This is a genomic window from Paenibacillus sp. 37 (assembly GCF_008386395.1).
GTDB classification, from domain to species: domain Bacteria; phylum Bacillota; class Bacilli; order Paenibacillales; family Paenibacillaceae; genus Paenibacillus; species Paenibacillus amylolyticus_B.
Map to the genome: position 1 here is coordinate 1,178,345 of NZ_CP043761.1, position 23,019 is coordinate 1,201,363.

At 46.9% G+C, this 23,019-nt stretch carries 21 protein-coding genes; 20 read left to right on the top strand and 1 reads right to left on the bottom strand.

What is annotated here, in order from left to right; all coding sequences use genetic code 11:
* Positions 1-11 precede the first annotated feature (11 nt).
* From F0220_RS05230 to F0220_RS05300, 15 genes are all read left to right on the top strand, one after another.
* Positions 12-605, top strand: coding sequence for a TerD family protein (locus F0220_RS05230; protein WP_091015803.1), 594 nt, complete (start codon positions 12-14; stop codon positions 603-605).
* Between the two features lie 90 nt (positions 606-695).
* Positions 696-1,271, top strand: a complete 576-nt coding sequence (locus tag F0220_RS05235; RefSeq protein WP_149846313.1) for a TerD family protein — start codon at positions 696-698, stop codon at positions 1,269-1,271.
* A 93-nt stretch (positions 1,272-1,364) separates the two neighbouring features.
* A complete protein-coding gene (locus F0220_RS05240; protein ID WP_036606267.1) occupies positions 1,365-1,946 on the top strand; it encodes a TerD family protein in 582 nt (193 codons plus the stop codon).
* 26 nt (positions 1,947-1,972) lie between these two features.
* Positions 1,973-3,229 carry a TerD family protein gene (locus tag F0220_RS05245; RefSeq protein WP_091015800.1) on the top strand — a complete coding sequence of 419 codons (1,257 nt, stop codon included), beginning with the start codon at positions 1,973-1,975 and terminating at the stop codon, positions 3,227-3,229.
* A gap of 209 nt (positions 3,230-3,438) precedes the next feature.
* Positions 3,439-4,641, top strand: coding sequence for an HpcH/HpaI aldolase/citrate lyase family protein (locus F0220_RS05250; protein WP_223199854.1), 1,203 nt, complete (start codon positions 3,439-3,441; stop codon positions 4,639-4,641).
* Positions 4,571-6,004 carry a phosphoribosyltransferase family protein gene (locus F0220_RS05255; protein WP_149846314.1) on the top strand — a complete coding sequence of 478 codons (1,434 nt, stop codon included), beginning with the start codon at positions 4,571-4,573 and terminating at the stop codon, positions 6,002-6,004. The genes F0220_RS05250 and F0220_RS05255 overlap by 71 nt, the downstream gene beginning before the upstream one ends.
* Positions 6,001-7,152: a cysteine protease StiP family protein gene (locus F0220_RS05260; RefSeq protein ID WP_091015797.1), complete on the top strand. Its 1,152-nt coding sequence runs from the start codon at positions 6,001-6,003 to the stop codon at positions 7,150-7,152. Before F0220_RS05255 ends, F0220_RS05260 begins: the two co-directional genes overlap by 4 nt.
* Positions 7,152-8,000 (top strand): HAD family hydrolase, encoded by an 849-nt coding sequence (locus tag F0220_RS05265; RefSeq protein ID WP_149846883.1) that lies wholly within the window; start codon positions 7,152-7,154, stop codon positions 7,998-8,000. Before F0220_RS05260 ends, F0220_RS05265 begins: the two co-directional genes overlap by 1 nt.
* The gene (locus F0220_RS05270; RefSeq protein ID WP_149846315.1) at positions 8,001-9,050 is read left to right on the top strand and encodes an ATP-grasp domain-containing protein; all 1,050 of its coding nucleotides are present in this window, start codon (positions 8,001-8,003) and stop codon (positions 9,048-9,050) included.
* A gap of 266 nt (positions 9,051-9,316) precedes the next feature.
* Positions 9,317-10,069, top strand: coding sequence for a hypothetical protein (locus F0220_RS05275; RefSeq protein WP_149846316.1), 753 nt, complete (start codon positions 9,317-9,319; stop codon positions 10,067-10,069).
* A gap of 11 nt (positions 10,070-10,080) precedes the next feature.
* Positions 10,081-11,184, top strand: coding sequence for a toxic anion resistance protein (locus tag F0220_RS05280; protein WP_036606281.1), 1,104 nt, complete (start codon positions 10,081-10,083; stop codon positions 11,182-11,184).
* A gap of 140 nt (positions 11,185-11,324) precedes the next feature.
* Positions 11,325-11,891: a hypothetical protein gene (locus F0220_RS05285; protein ID WP_149846317.1), complete on the top strand. Its 567-nt coding sequence runs from the start codon at positions 11,325-11,327 to the stop codon at positions 11,889-11,891.
* Positions 11,892-12,257: 366 nt separating this feature from the next.
* The gene (locus F0220_RS05290) at positions 12,258-14,066 is read left to right on the top strand and encodes an ABC transporter ATP-binding protein (protein ID WP_149846318.1); all 1,809 of its coding nucleotides are present in this window, start codon (positions 12,258-12,260) and stop codon (positions 14,064-14,066) included.
* Positions 14,047-15,885 (top strand): ABC transporter ATP-binding protein, encoded by a 1,839-nt coding sequence (locus F0220_RS05295; RefSeq protein WP_149846319.1) that lies wholly within the window; start codon positions 14,047-14,049, stop codon positions 15,883-15,885. The genes F0220_RS05290 and F0220_RS05295 overlap by 20 nt, the downstream gene beginning before the upstream one ends.
* A gap of 629 nt (positions 15,886-16,514) precedes the next feature.
* The gene (locus F0220_RS05300; RefSeq protein ID WP_149846320.1) at positions 16,515-16,850 is read left to right on the top strand and encodes a hypothetical protein; all 336 of its coding nucleotides are present in this window, start codon (positions 16,515-16,517) and stop codon (positions 16,848-16,850) included.
* Between the two features lie 92 nt (positions 16,851-16,942).
* On the opposite strand, the gene F0220_RS05305 is transcribed toward F0220_RS05300, so the two are convergent.
* On the bottom strand, positions 16,943-18,547 hold the full coding sequence (locus F0220_RS05305) for a bifunctional metallophosphatase/5'-nucleotidase (protein WP_149846321.1): 1,605 nt from the start codon (positions 18,545-18,547) through the stop codon (positions 16,943-16,945).
* Positions 18,548-18,805: 258 nt separating this feature from the next.
* Between F0220_RS05305 and F0220_RS05310 the strand changes: the two genes are divergently transcribed.
* The 5 genes from F0220_RS05310 (at position 18,806) to F0220_RS05330 (ending at position 23,007) form a co-directional block, all read left to right on the top strand.
* A complete protein-coding gene (locus tag F0220_RS05310) occupies positions 18,806-19,804 on the top strand; it encodes a phosphate/phosphite/phosphonate ABC transporter substrate-binding protein (RefSeq protein ID WP_397376322.1) in 999 nt (332 codons plus the stop codon).
* Between the two features lie 176 nt (positions 19,805-19,980).
* Positions 19,981-20,778, top strand: a complete 798-nt coding sequence (gene phnC, locus F0220_RS05315; protein ID WP_062837418.1) for a phosphonate ABC transporter ATP-binding protein — start codon at positions 19,981-19,983, stop codon at positions 20,776-20,778.
* On the top strand, positions 20,775-21,626 hold the full coding sequence (gene phnE / locus F0220_RS05320) for a phosphonate ABC transporter, permease protein PhnE (RefSeq protein ID WP_091015781.1): 852 nt from the start codon (positions 20,775-20,777) through the stop codon (positions 21,624-21,626). The genes phnC and phnE (F0220_RS05320) overlap by 4 nt, the downstream gene beginning before the upstream one ends.
* On the top strand, positions 21,623-22,429 hold the full coding sequence (gene phnE, locus F0220_RS05325; RefSeq protein ID WP_017690380.1) for a phosphonate ABC transporter, permease protein PhnE: 807 nt from the start codon (positions 21,623-21,625) through the stop codon (positions 22,427-22,429). Before phnE (F0220_RS05320) ends, phnE (F0220_RS05325) begins: the two co-directional genes overlap by 4 nt.
* Positions 22,430-22,746: 317 nt before the next feature.
* Entirely contained in the window at positions 22,747-23,007 is a 261-nt protein-coding gene (locus F0220_RS05330; protein ID WP_149846323.1) for a hypothetical protein, read from the top strand.
* The last annotated feature ends 12 nt before the right edge of the window (positions 23,008-23,019 follow it).

Genomic DNA, 23,019 nt, shown 5'->3' on the forward strand with positions numbered 1-23,019 from the left:
GGTGAAAATCAGTGGCAAGCATTAACTTGGTCAAAGGACAGAAGATTGATTTAACCAAAGGCAATGCAGGACTTACGCAGGTGATTGCTGGTCTCGGTTGGGACCCGGTAACTGCCAAAGGGTTCTTCGGAAGAAAGAAACAAGCGGATATCGATTGTGATGCATCGGCGATCATGTTGAATGAAGAAGGCAAGTTGGTGAAGGACTCCAACCTGGTTTGCTTCCACAACAAGCAAAGTGCATGTGGTTCGGTTATCCACTCAGGTGACAATTTAACAGGACAGGGAGACGGTGACGATGAACAGATCAAAATGGATCTGTCCCGTATTCCTGCTGATGTTCATAAAGTATTAATCGTTGTTAATATCTACGATTGTGTCAATCGCAAGCAAGATTTTGGCATGATAGAGAAGGCTTATATCCGTATTCTGGATGGTAAAAACTCCAGTGAGCTCGTGAAGTTCAATCTATCCGATAACTACACAGGTTCAACAGCGTTGATCTGTGGGGAATTGTATCGTCATGGAGGCGAATGGAAATTCTCAGCAATTGGAGAGGGTTCCCATGCGGTACATATCAATGAACTCGCTCGCAGGTACTCCTAAGTACAAGATTTAACCTAAATCGACAATAATCCTGATATTCATATGTCACGATAACTACAATACACTTAAATAAGCGAGGATGATCATACGATGGCAATTAATCTCTCTAAAGGTCAAAAAATCGATCTGACTAAAACGAACCCAGGTTTGACAAAAATCACAGTAGGCTTGGGCTGGGATACCAATAAGTATGATGGTGGAAAAGACTTTGACCTGGATGTATCGGTATTCTGTACCAATGCAAACGGTAAAGTAGAAGGCGAGAAAAACTTCATCTTCTTCAACAATCCACAAAATGAAAATGGTTCTGTTGTTCACACTGGTGACAACCGTACAGGAGATGGCGATGGTGATGATGAGCAGATCAATATCGACCTGCCTAACGTACCCGCCAATGTAGAGAAAATTGCATTCTCCATTACGATCTACGAAGCTACAGAACGTAGCCAGAACTTCGGACAAGTCTCCCGTGCTTATGTGCGAATCGTTAACGAAGCAAACAACGAAGAACTGATTCGTTTCGACCTGGGAGAAGACTTCTCCATCGAAACGGGTGTAGTTGTTGGTGAATTGTATCGTCATAACGGCGAGTGGAAGTTCAGTGCCATCGGTAGTGGTTACCAGGATGGATTGGTTGGATTGACACGCGATTACGGTTTGCAATAGGACGTACAGAACGACTTACAGGATGGGAAGAACCGTCTCCTGGGCGGTTCTCCTTTTCATTTAATCACATATCTTGGAAAGGTGGAAAAACAAATGACGATCAGTCTTGCCAAAGGACAACGTATTGACCTGACTAAGACGAATCCGGGCCTTACCCGTGTGGTGGTTGGTTTGGGTTGGGATACAAACAAATATAGTGGTGGAGTCGACTTTGACCTGGACGCTTCGGCTTTTTTGTTGTACGAAGATGGAAAAGCCAAAGGTACGGATGACTTTGTTTTTTACAACAATCCAAGCGGCGGTGCGGGTTCAGTGACACATACCGGTGACAATCGTACGGGTGAGGGTGACGGCGATGATGAGCAAGTTGTTGTTGACTTCAGCAAAATCCCTGCGCACATTCACCGGATCGGTATTACGGTAACCATCTATGATGGAGATGGACGAGGGCAGAATTTTGGACAAGTCTCCAATGCTTTTGTTCGTGTTGTAGATGCTGCAAGTGATCGGGAAGTGCTTCGTTTCGACCTCGGAGAGGACTATTCCACAGAAACAGCTGTGGTGTTCTGTGAGTTTTATCGTGCAGGTGCGGACTGGAAATTCCAGGCGGTAGGCAGCGGCTTCACAGGTGGACTATCTGCTTTATGCAAAAATTACGGACTGGATGCACAATAACTTGGCATAAGAAAGGTGAGTCTGCTATGGCGATTTCTGTCGTGAAAGGCCAGAAGAGTGATCTGACCAAAACCAATCCAGGCTTGTCCCGTCTAACGGTAGGCATTGGTTGGGAGGCAGCCTCGGGTGTGGAGCTGGACACATCAGCATTCCTTCTGGGTTCAGACAATAAAGTGGCTGGAGATGAGGATTTTATCTTCTATAACCAGCCCTCTACCGCGTTTATCACGTATATGGATGGTGGGCAGGTTAGCGGTGAGAAGAAACAGTTCGCCATTGAACTTGGCAAGATCCCTACCCGAATTGAGAAAATCGCCTTCAGCCTGACGATTCATGACGGTGAAGCACGACGCCATCATTTTGGACAGGTTCAGCATGGTTTTCTACGGTTTGCCAATGCAGCTACAGGTCAGGAAGTGATGAGATATGATCTGGGAAGCGGTTTTACAGTGGAGACCGCGATTGTCATTGGTGAATTGTATCGCCATAACGGAGAATGGAAGTTCAATGCAATAGGATCGGGTTTTGCAGGAGGTTTGAATGCACTCTGTGCTAACTTTGGTGTGGATGTGGATGGTGGATCAGACGCTGCGCCAACCACATCAACCGTTCCCCCGACAGCTGCACCGACTCCACCACCCCCGGCACCCGCACCAGAACCGACGCCTGCTCCTGTGAATTCGATCAATTTCAGCAAAATTGAATTGAAGAAGAAGGGCGACACCATTAACCTCAAGAAAAATGCGGGGGGACTTGGTGAAATCCTGATTAACCTCAACTGGAATCAACAGGGTAGCAAAGGGTTATTTGGTCGCAGCAAGAGTGTGGATCTGGACTTGGGCTGCCTGTTCGAGATGAAGGATGGTACACGAGATGTGATTCAGGCCTTGGGACAAACGTTTGGTTCACTGAATCGTTTCCCTTATATTGCACTGGATGGAGATGACCGGACGGGATCGGTTAAGACGGGAGAGAATCTGCGGATTAATGGTGCCCGTATTTCGGAAATTGAGCGCATCTTGGTATTCACCTATATTTATGGTGGTGTGGCCAACTGGTCTCAAGTAGACGGTGTGGTAACCATTCAGCAGAAGGACGGTCCCGATATCATTGTTCGAATGAATGAATACGGGAGCCCGCTTGGCATGTGTGGCATCGCGATGTTACGCAATGTGAACAATGAGACATTCAGTATTGAACGAATCGTGCAGTTCTATAATGGGCATCAGGCGTTGGACGAGGCTCATGATTGGGGAATGCAGTGGGTTGCGGGAAGAAAGTAATCATTCGTATTTATTGAATATATAAACGCTGTATCGGTCAGCACCATTGCAAGGATACTGTTGACCAACGTTATCCTCGATAATAGACCATCAATCCCTCCAGACTAAGGAGGGATTGGTTTTTATGCCCCGACAGCTGGAATCAACTATTGCAGATTGGCTATTGCCAAAGGTGCGAGGAGGAGACAACCCTGAAATATTTTAACTTTTTGAGTCTGGAAGAAGAAGATACTTTATTTTTCTCTTCACCCGTCTCGTTCAATCACCGGACTTCCAAAGATCTACTGGCATATGCTGTTGGGGCTGCTTTATATATGCCCGCGACGCGCACACATATCGCGGACGACATTATGAATGGTAAACATGAAGGTCTGACGACCATTATTATTGATCTGGAGGATGCTGTGGGTGACGACCAAGTGGAGTTTGCCGAGCAGTGTCTGGTACAGCATCTAACTCAACTGATGACTTATATGGAGACAGGCATGCTGAGTCAGGATCAAATGCCTCTTCTGTTTGCACGTGTACGTTCACCACAACAGTTGGAACGACTCATTGATACGTTGGGAGAATTGGTGTCCATGCTGACAGGTGTGGCATTGCCCAAGTTTTGTGTGGGCAATGGAAGAGCCTATTTTGACCAGATCCGCAAGTATAATCAACGGAAACCGGATCATTATCCCGTTCTCTATGGAATGCCTATATTGGAAACGGCTTCAATTATATATCGCGAGACACGTTGGGAGACCTTACTGGGCCTTCGAAACATCCTCGATGAACATGTTGAATATGTGCTCAATGTACGCATTGGTGCGACCGATTTCTCCAGCCTGTTTGGACTACGCCGAAGCCCGGAATTGACCATATACGATATCGCCACGATCCGTGACTGCATCTCAGATATTATCAATCTGTTTGGACGAATGGACAAGCCGTATGTGATCTCAGGTCCTGTCTGGGAATATTTCAGTCAGCGGGAGCGTGTGTTCAAACCTCAATTACGACAGACTCCATTTGAAGAAACCCTAGGCAAATCAGGGCTGCATCTGAGAATGAAATATATTACGAATACAATGGATGGATTGATGCGTGAAGTCATGATGGACAAGGAAAATGGAATTGTAGGCAAAACGATCATTCATCCTTCTCATATCAAGCCCGTACAAGCGATGTACGTTGTTACACATGAGGAGTATTCCGATGCCCAAGACATCATCGCCCGTAATGACGGTAGCCTGGGTGTGTTCAAAAGTAATTACTATAACAAAATGAATGAGATTAAACCACACTTGAGCTGGGCAAATCGCATTCTAATCCGATCACAAATATATGGGGTGTTACATGAACAGCAGCATTTTGTCGGGCTCTTGCCCAAGCACGAACAACAACATAACTACGTTCCCAATTCTTGATCAATTCAGTCTGAACGTTCAGGTTACACATAACCCGCTGCAACTTCCACTAGAATCTCTATTTTCCATGGCTGCACGAATCAATAAGAAACGTTCATTTTTGTTTGTAAGCAAACTGCTGGGCAAGCACATCTCGGTTAACCCGTATACCTCGCTTCTGAGTGGTGCAGCATTAGCTGTTCTGTTATATGAGCACCTGACTGAGGAGACGGAAGAGACCAAAGATCAGATCACCGAGTGGAAACGTGAAATGGTCGAAGGATTGATTGATCCCCAGCAAGCTCGGCAAGTGTACAACATGCTGTTGCAAGAAGGCTTGAGCTTGCCGGAAACGATTCGTTTTGTTGGTTTTGCGGAGACAGCGACAGCGCTGGGCCACAGCATGTATGAGATGTTTGCTGATCAAGCTTCCTATATTCACACCACTCGCGAATATGTTCCAGCGATGCATCCAGATATTCAATTTGAAGAAGAACATTCTCATGCGATGGCTCATCGTTGTTATGCGCTGGATCATCAAGCCTTTGCAGGAGAGGGCCCGATTGTTCTGGTGGACGACGAGATTACGACGGGCAAAACGACGTTGAATATCATTCGGGATATTCAGGACAGATACCCCCGGAAGCAATATGTGATTGCTTCGCTGTTGGACTGGCGTACGGAAGCGGACGAGAATCGATTTGCCGAACTGGAAGCTGAACTTGGAATTACCATTACACCGTTAAGCCTGTTGAAGGGCCGCATTGAAGTGGTGGGTACTCCACAGTTGGAAGCAACACAGCAAGATGAGCAGCTATCTCATCCTGCCGTAACGCTTCATACCTCTACCGTTGCAGATGCCTTCGATCAGCTGCATGCCACTTCGGAGGATGGAGAAGGTAAACGTAGCACAGCGAGCTACGTCCAGCATACGGGCAGGTTTGGTATGCAATCCCGACATAATGACGTATTGCGTGAAGAGATTAGCCGGATTGCAGAACGACTTCGGTCACAGCGTACGGGAGAACGGACGTTGGTGATGGGAACAGGGGAGTTCATGTACATTCCGATGCGTATTGCTGCCGAGATGGGAGAAGGTGTGTTTTATCAATCCACTACTCGCAGTCCAATCCATACACATCCAGCTCCAGCATATGCTGTTCGTAGTGGTGCCGGATATGCTTCACCGGAAGACGCTTCTGTTCGTAACTTTATCTATAACATTGCCCCGGGACAATATGATGAAATCTTTGTTTTGCTAGAGAGACAGATGTCCGAAGAACGAATGGAACCGATGTTGAAGGTACTGGGTCAGTTGGGATGCGGACACATTCATATCATATATTGCGGTTTGCCAGAGAAGACAGGGGACTACGAGCAATGAACTTAACTACACTGGAGCTAATCAGACAACGTGAGATTCAATCTCCCGAACCGATGGGCAGTTATGCTGCATCGGACGTTGTTTTCCTACTGAAGGATATCAGCCATGTGGATCTGGAAAAGGGAACGGGTGAACGGGAGCAGGCGATCCAATCCGGGGTTCATTATTCGGAGATGCTGCCCGTGGAATATCAGCCCACAGCAGAATACATCGAACTGTTTCATCAAACGCTGGAACAATCCGCTGCAAGAATCGCACGTCATACCGCCATTGTGGCTGAGAAGATTGTAGAGCGCAGGGGACTGAATCTGGTGCTGGTATCTCTGGCTCGAGCCGGAACGCCTGTAGGCATCCTGATCAAGCGTTATATTGAATTGAAATACAAAGTGACGATTCCGCATTATAGCATTTCGATTATTCGTGGCAAGGGTATGGACGAGAACGCAATTTTATATATTTTACAGCAGCATGGTCTGGAAACAGCCATTCAGTTTGTAGATGGTTGGACAGGAAAAGGGGCTATTCGCAAAGTGCTGAAAGAGTCCTGTGACCAAATGGAACGGACTTACGGTGTAAGCCTCGATGATGATCTTGCCGTGTTGGCAGATCCGGGGCAATGCTCAGGCACCTTTGGGACGAGGGAAGATTATCTCATTCCTAGCGCTTGTCTGAATTCCACTGTCTCTGGACTGGTTAGCCGTACAGTACTTCGAGATGATCTGATTGGGCCGGCAGATTTTCACGGGGCCAAATGGTATCGTGAATGGTCCTCTGCGGATGTGTCGACCCAATACGTGGATACTATTGCTCAGCATTTTCCGCAAATGATGGACCTGGCGGAAATTCAAACGGACGACAATGCTACCGATACTTCGGAAATCACCTGGAAAGGCTGGCAAGATATCGAGTCCATCCAGCAATCCTTTGGCATTGCGAACATCAATCTGATCAAACCTGGAATCGGAGAAACAACCCGGGTGTTACTGCGCCGTGTTCCTTGGAAGATTCTTGTGGACCGTCTGGATAATCCGGATTTGCAACATATCATGATGCTCGCCAGAGACAGAAATGTGCCGGTTGAGGTATATCCGGGACTAACCTATTCCTGTTGCGGCATTATTCAATCCCTGGGAGGTGGCGGAGAATGATGATCTACGCAAGTGATCTGGACCAGACGCTGGTGTACTCCCGTCGTGCGCTCCGTATTCCCGAAGATACACCGGGACTTGTTCCCGCAGAGTGGATTAACGGCAAGTTGTCCGCTTTTATGTCAGCATATGCACTGGAGCGGTTGCAGTCTTTGCCACAAGACATTGTATTTATGCCTGTGACGACACGTACCGTGGAGCAGTACCGACGTATTCATATTTTTCAGAACGAATGTATCCCGAAATATGCAGTGACGAGTAATGGTGGGAACATCATTGTTGACGGTCAGGTAGACGATGAATGGAATCTGCATATTCGTTCTTTGCTTCGTCAGCAGGCAGCTGCTCCCGAAGAGATCCTGGATTTATTTGACGATGTACTGAGCCCGGAATGGGTGATTAACCAGCGATTGTGTGATGAGCTGTTCTTTGCATTGCTAATCGAACGTGACAAGCTTCCTATGGAGCGCATTGCCGACAAGATTCGGGTGTTAGAGACGCTTGGATGGGAGAGTTCGATTCAGGGGAGGAAGCTCTATCTGGTGCCTTCGGCCGTGAACAAACGAGCTGCAGTGGAGCACATTAGGCAACGCATTGGCGATGTGCCTGTGATTGCTTCGGGTGATTCCTTGCTGGATCGCTGTTTGCTGGACTTTGCGCACCACGCCATTGCTCCGTCTCACGGAGAGTTACATGTGGAGAGACAGCGTGTACCTGAGCAGGTACCGTATCAATTTACGAAACAATTCGGTGTTTTTGCAGCAGATGAGATTCTCGATTACGTTCACCGTATTCATAACGATCAACAGACCCAAATAGACCATGCCGACATAAGGGAGACCGTATAAATGAAAAAAATGAAGATTTACTTCAACCGTTGGTTCTCTGTAACGTATCATTATATGAATGCGATTCGGGACAATGAGGACGGCATGGAATTTGAGATCTACGGTACTCATCCTGATCCGGGACACATGGCATTACAGGGCTGTGATGTTGCAGAAGTTGAACCGCGTGTAACGGGCCGGGAATATGTTGATTTTTGCCTCGACTTTTGCCGCCGTCATCAGATTGATGTATTTATTCCACGCTGGAACATGCTGGACATCAGCAGACATATCTCCCTGTTCGAAGAGATCGGTACACGGGTTATCGTATGCTCGGACACGGAATTGCTGGAACAATTGATGGAGAAAGACCGATTTTATGAATCGGTGCGTGAGAAAGGCATTATGGAGATTCCGGATTATTTTACGGTTAGCAATGCTTCACAATTCCAGCAAGCCTATGAGGCGCTGCGTGCACGTGGACATGATGTATGCTTCAAACCATGTAATGGTGAGGGCGGCATGGGCTTCCGGGTGATCAACAACGAGCGTGATCCATTGCAGGAGTTGTTCGGGTATGCGCTGAACTCGATTTCATATGAAGATGCCCTGCGTGCATTCTCTTCTGCTCCGTCCTTTCCCAATGTCATGGTGATGGAGGTACTGGAAGGATATGAATACAGCATTGATTGTCTTTCGGATCGCAATGGGAAACTATTAACGGCTATTCCGCGTAGAAAAGAAAGAGGACGTTTGCGCTTGCTCGAAGAAAACGAGGAACTGCTGGCGATTGCCCGTAATGTGGCAGAGGTATATCGGATTCCTTATAATTTTAATATACAGATGAAATATCGCAAGGATACACCGAAGCTGCTGGAGATCAATCCGCGTATGTCGGGTGGGTTGCACATGTCTTGTCTGTCCGGCGTGAACTTCCCTTATCTGGCGGTCAAGTCTGCACTTGGCCATGATATTGGACCACTTCATCCGAAGTTTGGCATACTGGGAAGCCATATCGAACAGCCATTTATAATCGACGTTCAGAAGGTAAGCGGAGTACACCACGTCTAGCTGAGAATTTTCCTCAACATTGACACCTTCTGGATGGTTTTTTTACAATACGGATGAGAGGTTATTCAAAAAGTCCACTTTTGATTACGAATAATGCCTTACGGCATCATCAGCATCGAATATGAAATTCAGCCGAAATGTCCGTTGCTCACGTAGTTTTCCTACGCTCCGCTACTCCATTTCTATCTTCATTCCATCTTCTCGGTACTGAAAACAAGACTTTTTGAATATGCACTTTATGTGTTGTTAAGGCAGGAGGACAAGTAATGTTACGGAAAACGAAGATAGGTATTGGCGCATTGGTCGGTTATGGTCTCGCGGCCATCTCGAGTCCCTTTCTACCGGATGTCATCACGTGGGCAATTCCGGCACTGGCAACTGTGGTCGGGGGACTGATTCCTTCACGTTCCACGCCGCGTACACAGGTCCAGGGTTCGTCATCAGCCCCTGTACCCATTACAGATATCGGAAATGAACCATCCCGCTTGAATGGTGGACAAGCGCCGAGCGCAGTGCCAACAGGGGCAAGAGAAGCTTCTCCGGCACAGCCTCATTCGAGCTCCACTCCCGCACAACATGCGGGCTCAGAACAAGCGAAGCCTTCCCGCACCGAACCAGATCCTGTATTTGATCCGGTGATTGAATACCTGGAGGTTCTGGAGGACATGATCATCTCCGAAGGTCAGAAGAACGAGCTGGATAATGAGATCGTGGAGAAATCACTGGCGTTGTTTGCTCGTTTGCAGCGTGTGATCCCTTCTCTTCAGGAGCTGAACAACGGGGATATCAACCATACGGTGCGCAGACTGATTTTGAAAGACCTGAACGGGTTTATTAATCCATTTCTACGTTTAAGTGGAGAAGCCAAACGTAATAATCGGCGTATGCTACTGAATGGTCTTCGAGACGTGGATTCCAAGATATCGGATATTGTATCAACGATTGAACATAAAGACTTAATGGAGCTCCAGAACAAAGCGGAACTAATACATCAACGGTATAACAGCTCTGAATTATAGGAGGGATTGGCATGGCAACGGAATGGGCTCAGTTGAAGCAGGAAGATGAGCAACGGATTAACCAGGAAGCAACGCAGCTTATTCAGAAAGTGTCCCAAAGTGACCCGGCTCATCTGGATACCTTAATGGATGATATCGGCAAGTTGGGTGTGAAAACACAAGAGAGAGCAGGACAGACTCTCAAGCTGCTTGATCGTCCAGTCAATGAACTGATGTCCGGGAATCGGGCAGAGGTATCAAACATGATCCTGAAGCTCCGTGATGAATGTGAGAGTCTGCAGCAGAGTAAAAATGTTAGTTTTGTTGGGAAGTTGTTACGTAAAAGCCCGCTGAAAAACTACGTATATCGTTATCAATCCGTTCGCACGAACATTGATGCCATCATTAACGGGTTGCGGGATGGCAAGGACAACCTGGAAGAAAGCATCGTGAACATGCGTCAATTGAAACGTTCTTCGATTCAGGAGATCTACAATCTGCAGACCAAAATCTCTTTTGGTAATCAATTGAAAGCATTGTTTGAAACTGAGATCGCAAAGCCCGAGAACGAGAATCGTAAAGCACATCTGGAGCGTGGGTTGCGCAAAGTGGTAACACGTACCCAATCCATGACAGAGATGATTATGCTGTACAATCAGGCGATCGCAGCTACCGACATCATTAATGATAACAATGACAAGTTGATTGATTCAGTGAATAATGCCATTGATAAAACAGCGAATCTGATCACCGTTTCGGCCATGATTGCTATGGCACTCAATGATCAGGAGAAGGTCATTTCTGCTGTGGAAGCTACGAATAAGACGATTGAAGATCAATTCAAGGAGAACGCCAGATTGTTGAAGACAACAACAGAGAAAACTAATGAACTGTTGTCCAAACCGGCGATGTCCCTTGAAGCCGTCAATCAGGCGATGGGTGATCTGATGTCTGCGCTGGATTTGTCCGAGCAGTCTAATCGCCGGATCATCGAGAGTTGTAATGACTATACCAACAAGATGACAACCCTTAACGCTAAAATGAGCGATCGACTGGGTCTGGAAGGGCCGAAAGCTGCTGCCATTCCGGAGAAAAATAAACCGGATTCCAGTGCATTAGGATCTTTCCTGGATTAGGGTAATAGGGCGAGACTCGCTGCATAAGCCAGGAGATTGCTAGATGTATATCTTTCTACGAGGGGCGCCGAGTGCGTCTCTTTGTTTCATTTGATAGAATAAAGCTAAAATCTGGGGTTATACGAAGGAGCTTGCTGAACATGCTGGACTTTTCATTCGAGATTATTGATGAGACCAAGATTAATATTCAATACAAATATGGCAGTGAGTTCTTTAACTTTAACCTGTATTATGCAAACGGGGAGTGGACACTGCATCCATTTGACGGCATACTGATCCAAAACCGTGAAATGTGCAGTCTGATTGTATCTGAGCTGCTCCGTAACAAAGATTTTCATGTCATGCTGGCCAAAGAGAAAATCATTTTATCCCAACTACGTACGAGTGTTAATCTCCAGTCCAATGAGCCGGATGAATGGGTTGCAGATCGGAGAAACTCAGATTATTCCAGACATGATGATGAGTTGATGGATTACATAGGGAACCACAGTTTCGAAGACATATTACAGCTTGAGCGAGAACAGATTGAGGCCAGAGTGCAATTCTTCCAACAGATCATTCAGAGAATGTTTATGGAGGGGCTTGGACCGGAAGATGCTGATTTTATCAAAGTTCAGGCCGTGATTCGGATATATAAAGAGACATACGATCGCCTGGGAGAGTTGAATGATGACTACCGGGGTGATCGTGGACGCAGAAGATGGTAGTGAACATCTCGCTTGGTATGTAAACAGATAACTATATTTCTGCAAAGTTAGGCAGATGACCTGAGTGCAGATATGCATTTCTTTTTGATCTGAAATATGTCTGTGAGCGGGCGAGCTGTAAGCACTTAACTAGCGTGGGGAAGGGAGACCTTCCTTTTTTTACTGCCAAAATGAAGAGAAGTTTATTGTATTGGGAAAAGTAGGGTAATAAGAATAGAAGCGGCATTGTAAAATACGCTATAATAACCATATGTGTACATAGAAATGATTACATATTGGACGCTGTGGAGAAAACAACATGTCTAATGGAGGCTCTGAGCTGGAACGTGTTATCGGTTTAGGGTGCTCCGAGCCGGAGGAATGCTTATGATCAAGCTGTTGTACCACCTGAAGAAGTACCGAGTTGCCGCAATTGCAGCCCTGGTCATGATGTTAATTGAGCTTGCGGTGGAGCTGGCTCAGCCTTATCTGATCTCCAAGATCATCGATAATGGGATTCAGCAGGGAGACTTATCTGTCGTCTGGTTGTGGGGCGGTGTGCTAGTTGCTAGTGCTGTTGTGGCTTTTGCGGCCGGAATTGCCAGTTCGTTCTTTGCATCCCATGCAAGTCTGGGGTTCGGATACGATCTGCGGGAGAAGTTGTATGAGAAAGTGCAAACGTTCTCTTATGCCGTCTTTAACCGGTTCGCAACGTCGTCCCTGATTACCCGATTAACGGGGGACGTGACCCAGGTTCAGGACACCGTCTTTATGAGTCTGCGCTTCATGACACGTGTGCCCCTGGTGGTGATTGGTAGCATGATTATGGCAGTGATCGTGAACCCGAGGTTGGGTCTGCTGCTGGTTGTCATGGTGCCTGTACTGCTCATTGTTGTGGTGTGGATGATCAAAAAGGCAGCGCTACTGTTCCGCAATGTGCAGCGTAGACTGGATGCCGTCAATGGAGTCATCCAGGAGAATCTGACAGGCATCCGGCTGATCCGTGTTTTTGTACGGATGGGCCATGAGATTGAACGCTTTGCCGGATTCAGCGGCAAGCTGATGAAAGGCACAATCTCCGCGTTGCGTCTGACGGAGACCACGATGCCGTTCATGTTGCTGATGATGAACGTATGTATCATCGCCGTGTTATGGTTTGGACGAGTTGACATCGCCTCGGGTAATGCAACCGTGGGTGAAGTGGTCGCCGTCATTAACTATCTGCTTCGCACAATTGGTGCCATGTCTGCATTGTCATGGATTCTGGTAACCTTCTCGAGAGCAAGCGCTTCGGCGCAACGGCTGAATGAAGTGTTTAATACGGAGGACACGTCGGAGACTGAACAGACGAAGTCGTTATCAACGTCTGCACCATCTGCTGGATCTATGAAATCTTCGCATTTTCCGCAATCTGTATACCCAGCGAAGAAACAGCGCGCTGTGCAGGGAGCGGTTGAATTCCGCAGTGTGGGCTTCAGTTATCCGAATAGTGAAATTACAGTGCTGGATAACATCACATTCTCGGCAAAAGCGGGGGAACGCATTGCCATTATGGGAGCAACTGGCTCAGGCAAATCCTCGCTCGTACAGCTCATTCCGCGGTTATACACAGAGGATCAAGGAAAGGTGCAGATTGATGGTGCCGATGCATCAGAGCTGGATCTGTCCATGTTGCGTGGTGCGATTGGTTATGTGCCGCAGGAGGTTGTCCTGTTTACCGGTTCCATACGGGAGAATATTGCCTGGGGTCAGGAAGATGCTACCTTGGATGAGATCGTGGAAGCGGCTAAGCGCGCGCAGATCCATGAAACAATTGAGAATTTACCAAACGGTTATGATACATTGCTGGGTCAACGGGGAGTGAATCTCTCCGGTGGACAGAAGCAGCGACTTTCCATTGCACGAGCACTGGTACGTAGACCAAGAATTCTGATTCTGGACGATAGCACAAGTGCGCTGGATGTGGCTACAGAAGGCAGACTGCTCGATGCGCTGGAGGAATTGTCGTGTACCACGTTTATCATCACCCAGAAGATCAGTTCAACCACTTCGGCGGACCTGATTCTACTGCTTGATGATGGACAACTCATTGGGCAAGGAAAACATGAAGACCTGATGGAATCGTCAGAGCTGTATCGTCGAATCCATGAATCACAATACGGGGAGGGTGCGCAGCATGTTCAAAGCATTCATTGAGCCTTTCCGTCAGCCGCCACCGCCGATTGATCCGGAGACGTTACGATCAGGCGGTGGTCGCAAACCCAAGGCACGGGCGAAGAACTGGTCAGGTACGCTAGGTCGTATCTGGACCTATCTGGCACGTCGCAAGGTTAAGCTGTCCATGGTACTGTTGATGGTGTTTGCCAGTTCCGCACTCGCTTTGCTAGGCCCCTACATGGTAGGAGTGGCCGTGGATGATTTCATCGCGGGTGAAGCCGGCGCAAGCTGGACTCGGTTTCTGATTGGATTAACCGCAGTCTATGTCTTGTTCTCTCTTACATCCTGGTTACAAAATATATGGATGATCGAAATTGCACAGGAAACCGTGTTCCGCATGCGGTATGATCTGTTCTCCCATCTGCACAAGCTGCCGATTCCATTCTTCGGTAAACGCCAGCAGGGTGAGATTATGAGCCGGGTGACCAATGATATCGAGAATGTCAGCGGTACGTTGAACAGCTCAGCGATCCAGATTTTCTCAAGTGTATTAACGCTGCTCGGAACGTTTGGGGTTATGCTCTGGCTCAGCCCACTACTGACCCTGCTTACCTTTATCGTTGTGCCTCTGATGGCCATCGGCATGCGTTGGATAACGCGCAGAACGGGACCGCTCTTCAAGGAGCGGCAGCGCAATCTCGGTGAACTTAACGGTTATATCGAAGAGACATTATCCGGCCAGCGGATCATTAAGGCATTCTCCCAAGAGGAGCGTGTGATTCGCGGTTTTGAGGAGCGGAATACCCGCATCCGGATTTCCGGTTTCTGGGCACAGACCATCTCTGGTTTTATCCCGAAACTGATGAATGGATTGAACAACCTGAGCTTTGCGATTGTGGCGGGCATCGGTGGTATTCTGGCGATTCAAGGTTCGGTTACAGTCGGGGTGATTATTATCTTTGTGGAATATGCCCGTCAATTCACCCGTCCGCTGAATGATCTGGCGAACCAGTGGAATACGTTATTATCCGCAATTGCGGGGGCTGAGCGTGTATTCGAGGTGCTGGACGAAGATGAGGAAGCGAAGGATGAAGGGGCAGCGGTATCTCTGGACAAGGTAGAGGGAGCCGTTCGTTTCGACAAAGTATCCTTTGGATACGATGAAGGACGTAACATTTTGCATGACATCAGCTTTGAAGCCAAACCGGGTGAGATGATTGCCCTTGTAGGTCCGACCGGAGCGGGGAAAACAACATTGATTCAGCTGTTATCCCGTTTCTATGATCCGACAGGTGGCACATTAACGGTAGATGGTCGCGATATGACCACCATTCGGCGTGAGAATCTGCGGTCACATATGGCATTTGTACTACAAGATTCATTTCTGTTTCAGGGTACGATTCGAGAAAATATTCGGTTTGGCCGTCTCGATGCGACGGATGAAGAGGTGGAAGCAGCCTCCCGGCTGGCGAATGCCCATTCCTTCATTGTGCGAATGAAGGACGGGTACGACAAAGTGCTCCAGGCCGATGGGAGCGGCATTAGTCAGGGTCAGAAGCAATTACTCGCCATTGCCCGGGCAATTCTGGCCGATCCATCGATACTCGTACTGGACGAAGCGACGAGCAGTATTGATACTGTCACGGAGATTAAAATTCAGGAAGGGCTGCAACGTCTGATGCAGGGACGAACAAGTTTTGTCATTGCTCACAGGCTCAACACGATCCGTCAGGCCGACCGAATTCTGGTGCTGAAGGATGGTCATCTGTTAGAGCAAGGATCGCATGATGACCTGCTGGAACAGGGTGGTTTCTACAGCGAGTTGTATTACAGTCAGTTGCGTAAAAAGGCTCAGTAGTCATTTGGGATAATATGTGAGAAGTAATAGAGGTTTTATTTTTACAAAAAAAGAGCAGGGCTGGGGGCACGAAGCTCCTTACCTGCTCTTTTTTGCATATTGGTTTGAAGCATAAATGGATAATGGAGCCATGACGATATGTTAGAAGATGGATATAATGGAATAAGTTATTTTTTAAGGGGGGGGTCAACAGTGAATTGAAAAATGAAAAAGTCGCACACAGGCTTATTTTCTTCAATATCATCTATGCTATTACGCTTTTGCCGTATCCTTTTATGTTGATAATGGGTCTATACACATATGTCTACAGTCAGTCGAGTAATCACCCATTGTTGGACATTATAACATCAGGCCTCATGGCTACGTATCCAATTGGTGTGTTAGTCTCGTTTATTTGTTGGGCGTTCTATCATTCCGGCAAATACAAATGGGCTGTGGCAACTGCCAATTTATTTCTGGTCTGGTTAGTTGCTTTTCTAATCGTTATCCTTATTTCTGACTATATTATGGCTTTCTTTTTGTTCAATGGACAGGTTAGTGAAGTAGCAATAAAGTAAAATGATTCTTATGGGAACGATATGCTTCATACTAATGAAGTGATGCCTTAAAAGAGAGGAGGGCAATGTGGAATGGAATTCAGATTTGGAAATGGTGCTATTCTTCTACCCCCTTTACACATTACGATTATCGCAATCATTATTCTTTTCTTTCTGGTAAGGTGGAGCAAGCAATTAGAAACAAGACGTTTTACGGTTTTCTTTTATTTTTTGATTAGTACGTTCATTACTCCAATTTATTCTCAAAGTACAACAAAAGGTGTCTTTGAGCTATGGATTCCTTTAGGATTTATAGTGATTTTCTTTTATTTGATTCGCAGCGAAAGAAATCATCCATCTAAAATGAAAGCAAGTATTCTAGGATTTTCCATAGCCTTATATCAGTTAATTCTTCAATATGTCGGATAACGAGAAGGGACAGGATAGTTCAATAAGAACAAGTAAGCAATAGGTTGAAAACAAAAGAGCAGATCCTGATCACAGGACCCGCTCTTTCTCATTTAACTTCCAATAACTTTCCAGTTATCCGCCTGCTCCACTTTTAACGGCTGGTGTCTGCGGATGTAATCCTCCACCAGTGCGGCCATGTCCGTGGCACCTTCATGCAGTACCTTTTTTCCTGGATACATCGCATAATCCCCGCCGCCAGCAGCGCGGTAGCTGTTCATCACCACAGAGTACATGCCATTCATGTCCATTGGCTTGCCCTCACGTTCTAACTTCACAACTCGACTGCCTACAGGTTGGGAGATATCCAGCTCGTATTCCATGCCAGCCCACATATCGTAATTATAATGTTGGGGTTTGGGTTCCATATAAGCCGGATTGACTGCCACCTCACCAGAAGCATTCACTTCAAAGTAACGAGCCGTTTGTTCCAGTGCCTCCCGGATATCCTGACCACTCAGCTCCAGCACCGTCAGAGTATTAGGATAGATGAAGTTGGATAACACGTCTCGAACGGTGATGTGACTCCCGAAACCGCGAGCTTCTTCACTCAGCATGGCGGTATTGGAGAGCTGCGCTCCAGTGGCTTCCATCTGCACTTGATGTACAAAAGCAATGAATGGATGTGCCTTGAGTCGCAGAGCCGTAGCATTGGTGATGGATAAATCCCCGGCCACCTCGCCAATGGATTGATCAAGCCATGCTTGTGCCTCAGTTTCCAGATCATCTGTCAGTTTCATGACGGTTGCATCAGGTTCAACCTCATGATGTTCATCCAGAAGTAACAACCGAGCCTTCTTATCTGTAATCTGCCACTTGCCGCCCGATGATTGTTCCAACTGAACGGAGACATGCCCCGCACCATTTCCACTGAAGCCCGGCTGAATGACGGTTACACCATGAATATTAGCGGTAAGCTGACGATGCTGGTGTCCGGTAAGCAACACATCGATGCCTTCGATGTCCCGGCAGATGGCATATCCTTGATTTTCTCCAGTTAACCGTTCGGTGGGTTCTCCTGTCTCCAGATCACTCTCAAATCCGCCATGATAACTGACAACCATTACATCTGGTTGTTCATGCTCGCGTATATAGTTAACCCATGCACGGATAGTCTCCAAGGCATCAAGGAACTGTAACCCCTCAATATTTTTTGGATGCTCCCAGTTTGGAATGTAATGCGTAGTTGCGCCCAACAGGGCAATTTTGACACCCGTAGACAATGTTTTGATTAGATACGGAGGACCGAAGGCAGGTACGTCTGGATGCTCATTTTTTACAATATTGGCAGACAGCCAAGGGAAATTGGAAGCTTCAACTGCTCCACGCAACAGATTCTGACCATAGTTAAACTCGTGATTTCCCATCACCGCAGCATCATAACCGAGTTCATTCAGTACTGTAATAAAAGGATGGTGACCCTCAGCAGTTCCTTTTGAAGCTGCATAAGAGGCCAAGGGTGATCCTTGCAGCAGATCCCCGTTATCCACCAGCATCAATTCAGGTGCACGTTCACGTTCCTTACGAATCAGGGAAGCCAGCAGGGCAAGTCCAGCCGGGCGGTAAGCGTTGGTATTGTAATGAATGGGGCGGATGGCCCCGTGCAGATCACTGGTGAACAGAATGTCCAAGCTTGCCGTATGGTTTATGGATGTCATTTTACAATCTCCTCTAATATATAAGTTCAGATATATGGAATTGCCATAAAACGGAGAAGACAGAAAAGGCTGAAGAACCGAAGGTTATGCCGTTATCTCCGATGTTCTTCCTATATCTTCAACCATAATGAGCCTATTCTAACAGATACAAGTCCCGCTGACAGCCTGACAGGAAACTTTACAAAACTCCAAATTCCGTTTCACATCGCGCTAATATTTGGCAACTATAGTAGATAAGTACTGAAAAATAGAAACTCTTTGGAGGGTGTTCGTTTGAAGAAGTCTGCTTTATTTTTACCATTGTTGATTTTGGTTCTGTTTCTGAGTGCTTGTGGGTCTAGTAGTAGTACAACAGGTTCGGCTAACGGGGATAATGCGAGTTCGAATGCATCCGGTACGTCTACGGCAGAGACAGAGAAAGCTGTCGAAGGTTATGTACCAACGGAATTGACGGTTCAATTTGTTCCTTCCCAGAATGCAGATACGCTTGAAGCCAAAGCGAAACCGCTGGAGAAGCTGCTTGGTGACAAACTGGGCATTCCGGTAAAAGTCAGCGTATCCACCGACTACAACACAATTATTGAAGCAATGGCTTCCAACAAAGTAGACGTAGGTTTCTTGCCTCCGACAGCTTATGTACTGGCTAAAGAAAAAGGCGCTGCACAAGTTATTTTGCAAGCACAACGTTTTGGTGTAAATGATGAGACAGGTGCTCCAACAGAGCAACTGGCAGATTCATATAAATCCATGTTTATCGTGAAAAAAGACTCACCGATTCAATCCATCGAAGACCTTAAAGGTAAAAAAGTGGCTTACCAAAACGTAACGTCTTCCGCAGGTTATGTATGGCCAGCAGGTCTGTTGCTCGACAGAGGGATTGATCCATTGAAAGATGTAACACCTGTAACGTTGAAAGGTCATGACCAGGGTGTTATCGCTGTATTGAACGGTGACGTTGATGCGGCAGCTATCTTCCAAGATGCCCGCAACACGGTAGCCAAAGACTATCCGACTGTATTTGAAGATACACGTGTACTGGCGTTCACTGAGCCTATTCCTAACGATACCATTGCCGTTCGTACAGACATGAATGCCGATTGGACTGCGAAGATCAAACAAGCCTTCATCGATATCGGTAAAGATACGGAAGGTCACCAGATCATCAAAGAAATCTATACGCATGAAGGTTATGTAGAGTCCGATGATAGCAAGTTTGAGATCGTTCGCCAGTACGGCGAAAAAGTGAAAGGTGAATAATTCTGATCCAAAGTAGTTCGGGATCTGTTCACTTTGTAGTCGCTCTCTTGGATGGGAACAGCTTAATCGTAGCAATGGACAGGCCAGTTCAGCGTGATCTACGCTGCGCTGGCTTGTGCCATTATAACAAGGACTCATGTATGGTTGATCATTATGAATGAAAGAAGGATATTGTCATGATTGAGCTTCATAACGTTACCAAAACTTACGCTAACGGCACCAAAGGCCTGGATAATATTAATCTGAAATTTGAGCAGGGTGAATTCATTGCTGTAGTGGGTCTGTCCGGTGCGGGTAAATCAACGCTCCTACGCTCCATTAACCGACTGCACGACATTAGTGAGGGCGAGATTCTGATTAACGGAAGTTCCATCACAAAGGCGCAAGGCAAACGGCTACGTATGATCAGACGTGACATCGGCATGATCTTCCAGAGTTTCAATCTGGTGAAACGGTCCAGTGTACTTCGTAATGTACTCGCTGGACGTGTTGGATATCATTCCACCATGCGTACCATTCTGGGACGTTTTCCAAAAGAGGATATTGAACTGGCATTCACTGCGCTGGATCGTGTGAATATTTCGGAGAAAGCCTATTCCCGTGCAGATCAGCTATCGGGTGGACAACAACAGCGTGTGGCTATTGCCCGTGTACTGGCACAGGAAGCAAAAATTATTCTGGCCGACGAACCGGTTGCTTCACTCGACCCGCTTACAACGAAGCAGGTCATGGATGACCTGAAACGCATCAATCAAGACCTAGGGATTACCACGATCGTCAACCTTCACTTTATTGATCTGGCGAGAGAGTATGCGACCCGTATTGTCGGATTGAGAGCAGGCGAGGTCGTATTCGACGGTCCGGTGGAAGAGGCAACGGATGAGCGCTTTGCAGAAATATACGGCAGACCGATTCTGGCTGACGAATTGTTGGACAAGCAGGCTGTGCATGAGCAGGGAGAAGTTGTGGTATGAAGGGGCAGTCCAACGTTCCATTTCAGAATTCAGGCGGAGTGGGGAAGGAACCCGGTTCCAGCCCGGCTCAGGTTGTGAATCGCCCAAAACCGCCTGGGCGTACGAAACATCTGCTCACCTTAGTTATCATTCTGCTCTTATTGTGGGCAAGTGCGAAACAGACGGATGCCAGCTTTACGGAGTTGTTTGAAGGTTTTCCCAACATGTTGGATCTGCTGAAGGAGATGTTCCCACCCCGGTGGAGTTACTTTGATAATATCGTGCAAGGCATGCTGGAAACGATCCGAATGGCCCTGATTGGAACTACCATAGGTGCGATTATTGCGATCCCGATCTCGATCATCTGTGCCGGTAACTTGATGCCAAGTCGCTGGATCTACTATCCGGCGCGCTTTCTGCTGAACCTGATTCGGACCGTGCCAGATCTGTTGCTTGCTGCTTTGTTCGTTGCTGTATTTGGTTTGGGGCCCATCCCCGGAATCTTGGCACTGGCTGTGTTCTCGATAGGTCTGATCGCGAAGCTGACGTATGAGACACTGGAAACCATTGATCAGGGGCCGCTGGAAGCGATGACGGCTGTGGGTATGAACCGGATTCAGCTCATTGTATATGGCGTGGTGCCGCAACTGGCTGCCCAGTTCACATCCTATGTGCTGTATGCCTTCGAAATTAATATACGTGCCGCTGCCATTCTGGGACTGGTGGGAGCCGGAGGAATTGGACTCTACTATGAGGCAACACTTGGATTCCTGGAGTATGACAAGACCAGCGTAATCATTCTGTTTACCCTTGTCATTGTTCTGGTCATTGATTATGTAAGTACTAAGCTGCGGGAGAAATTGCTATGATGAAAAATGAAACAAGCCGCATCCGGCCTAAACCACGGAAGAACCCGCTACGCTGGGTTATTGTATTACTGCTGATCCTTGTGTATGTCTGGGCGCTTGCTGGTGTACCGTTTACTGGTTTCAAGGAAACCGCTGCTCAGATTATGAAGGCCATTGTAGCCGGGATTTTCTCACCGGATTGGGATTTTGTATATTTGCCTGAGGGGGAAGACCTGCTGCGAGGACTGCTGGATACACTGGCGATTTCCGTGCTGGGCACCGTAATCTCGGCTGTGCTCTGTATTCCGTTTGCCTTTTGGTCTGCCCGTAACATGAGTGGGCATCGTTCCATCTCGGGTGCAGGTAAAATGGTACTGAGCTTTATCCGCACGTTCCCTGAGATTATCATGGCCTTGTTGTTCATCAAGGCAGTAGGTCCCGGATCGTTTGCAGGGGTACTCGCCCTTGGATTGCACTCTATAGGCATGTTAGGCAAATTGTACGCAGATGAAGTTGAAAATATCGACTATGGTCCATCTGAGGCGCTGCTCGCCTCCGGAGCCAATCGTATGCAGCAGTTGTGGTTTGCCATCCTGCCGCAGGTTATGCCTGGATTCCTGAACTATACGTTGTATCGTTTCGAGATTAATGTACGTTCCGCGACTATACTGGGTGTAATCGGAGCAGGGGGAATTGGTACACCGCTGATCTTTGCACTCAGCACCCGGAACTGGCCGCGAGTAGGTATAATCCTGTTGGGTATTATCGTGATGATCACGATCATCGACTTGATCTCGGGGTATATTCGTAAGAAGTTGGTATAGAGTTAATGTGGAGCTACGAATATATTAGATGAAAATTAAGATAAGTTGATAGAGGAAGAAGAGAGGGCTATTCGGTGCCAGAATATTGGCAGGGGATAGTCTTTTTTTGTGTCTGCAAAAAAAGACGGTGCATTCTTGTTGCTCAGCCAACCGTCGAGGAATAAGAATATTCAAAGAATATGCATCACAATGATTGAATTATTTTCCAAATACATGTAAGATTAATAGGTTTCTATATAAAGGGAATTAAGGATATTAATTAATACTCCTCTTAGATATCCATACAAGAAATGAGTTTTTCGAAAGGAAGGTGACCTATGGAATTATTTCAATATATATGGATTGGGTTTATGGTACTCCTATTGCTGTACAGAATGATCTTTCAGAAGTTTAAAAAACATAACAAAGAAAATATTGGGCTCAGTGCAATCCTGATCATTTTCACAGGAAGCAGTTATACGATTACACAGATGAACTTAATTCTTGTTATTAGTGTCATCGTCGTGGCCGCTTGTTCTGCGGTATGGAACAGCATTATATTTGTGAGAAATGGATATGAGCCTGAACGTTTGAAATGAACCTAAAAAAAC

What these genes read in the sequence shown, in the direction of transcription:
- F0220_RS05235 (WP_149846313.1), top strand. Translation starts at nt 696, where the DNA reads ATGGCAATTAATCTCTCTAAAGGTCAAAAAATCGATCTGACTAAAACG.
- F0220_RS05240 (WP_036606267.1), top strand. Translation starts at nt 1,365, where the DNA reads ATGACGATCAGTCTTGCCAAAGGACAACGTATTGACCTGACTAAGACG.
- F0220_RS05245 (WP_091015800.1), top strand. Translation starts at nt 1,973, where the DNA reads ATGGCGATTTCTGTCGTGAAAGGCCAGAAGAGTGATCTGACCAAAACC.
- F0220_RS05255 (WP_149846314.1), top strand. Translation starts at nt 4,571, where the DNA reads ATGAACAGCAGCATTTTGTCGGGCTCTTGCCCAAGCACGAACAACAAC.
- F0220_RS05260 (WP_091015797.1), top strand. Translation starts at nt 6,001, where the DNA reads ATGAACTTAACTACACTGGAGCTAATCAGACAACGTGAGATTCAATCT.
- F0220_RS05265 (WP_149846883.1), top strand. Translation starts at nt 7,152, where the DNA reads ATGATCTACGCAAGTGATCTGGACCAGACGCTGGTGTACTCCCGTCGT.
- F0220_RS05270 (WP_149846315.1), top strand. Translation starts at nt 8,001, where the DNA reads ATGAAAAAAATGAAGATTTACTTCAACCGTTGGTTCTCTGTAACGTAT.
- F0220_RS05275 (WP_149846316.1), top strand. Translation starts at nt 9,317, where the DNA reads ATGTTACGGAAAACGAAGATAGGTATTGGCGCATTGGTCGGTTATGGT.
- F0220_RS05280 (WP_036606281.1), top strand. Translation starts at nt 10,081, where the DNA reads ATGGCAACGGAATGGGCTCAGTTGAAGCAGGAAGATGAGCAACGGATT.
- F0220_RS05285 (WP_149846317.1), top strand. Translation starts at nt 11,325, where the DNA reads ATGCTGGACTTTTCATTCGAGATTATTGATGAGACCAAGATTAATATT.
- F0220_RS05290 (WP_149846318.1), top strand. Translation starts at nt 12,258, where the DNA reads ATGATCAAGCTGTTGTACCACCTGAAGAAGTACCGAGTTGCCGCAATT.
- F0220_RS05295 (WP_149846319.1), top strand. Translation starts at nt 14,047, where the DNA reads ATGTTCAAAGCATTCATTGAGCCTTTCCGTCAGCCGCCACCGCCGATT.
- F0220_RS05300 (WP_149846320.1), top strand. Translation starts at nt 16,515, where the DNA reads ATGGAATTCAGATTTGGAAATGGTGCTATTCTTCTACCCCCTTTACAC.
- F0220_RS05305 (WP_149846321.1), bottom strand. Translation starts at nt 18,547, where the DNA reads ATGACATCCATAAACCATACGGCAAGCTTGGACATTCTGTTCACCAGT.
- phnC (WP_062837418.1), top strand. Translation starts at nt 19,981, where the DNA reads ATGATTGAGCTTCATAACGTTACCAAAACTTACGCTAACGGCACCAAA.
- phnE (WP_091015781.1), top strand. Translation starts at nt 20,775, where the DNA reads ATGAAGGGGCAGTCCAACGTTCCATTTCAGAATTCAGGCGGAGTGGGG.
- phnE (WP_017690380.1), top strand. Translation starts at nt 21,623, where the DNA reads ATGATGAAAAATGAAACAAGCCGCATCCGGCCTAAACCACGGAAGAAC.
- F0220_RS05330 (WP_149846323.1), top strand. Translation starts at nt 22,747, where the DNA reads ATGGAATTATTTCAATATATATGGATTGGGTTTATGGTACTCCTATTG.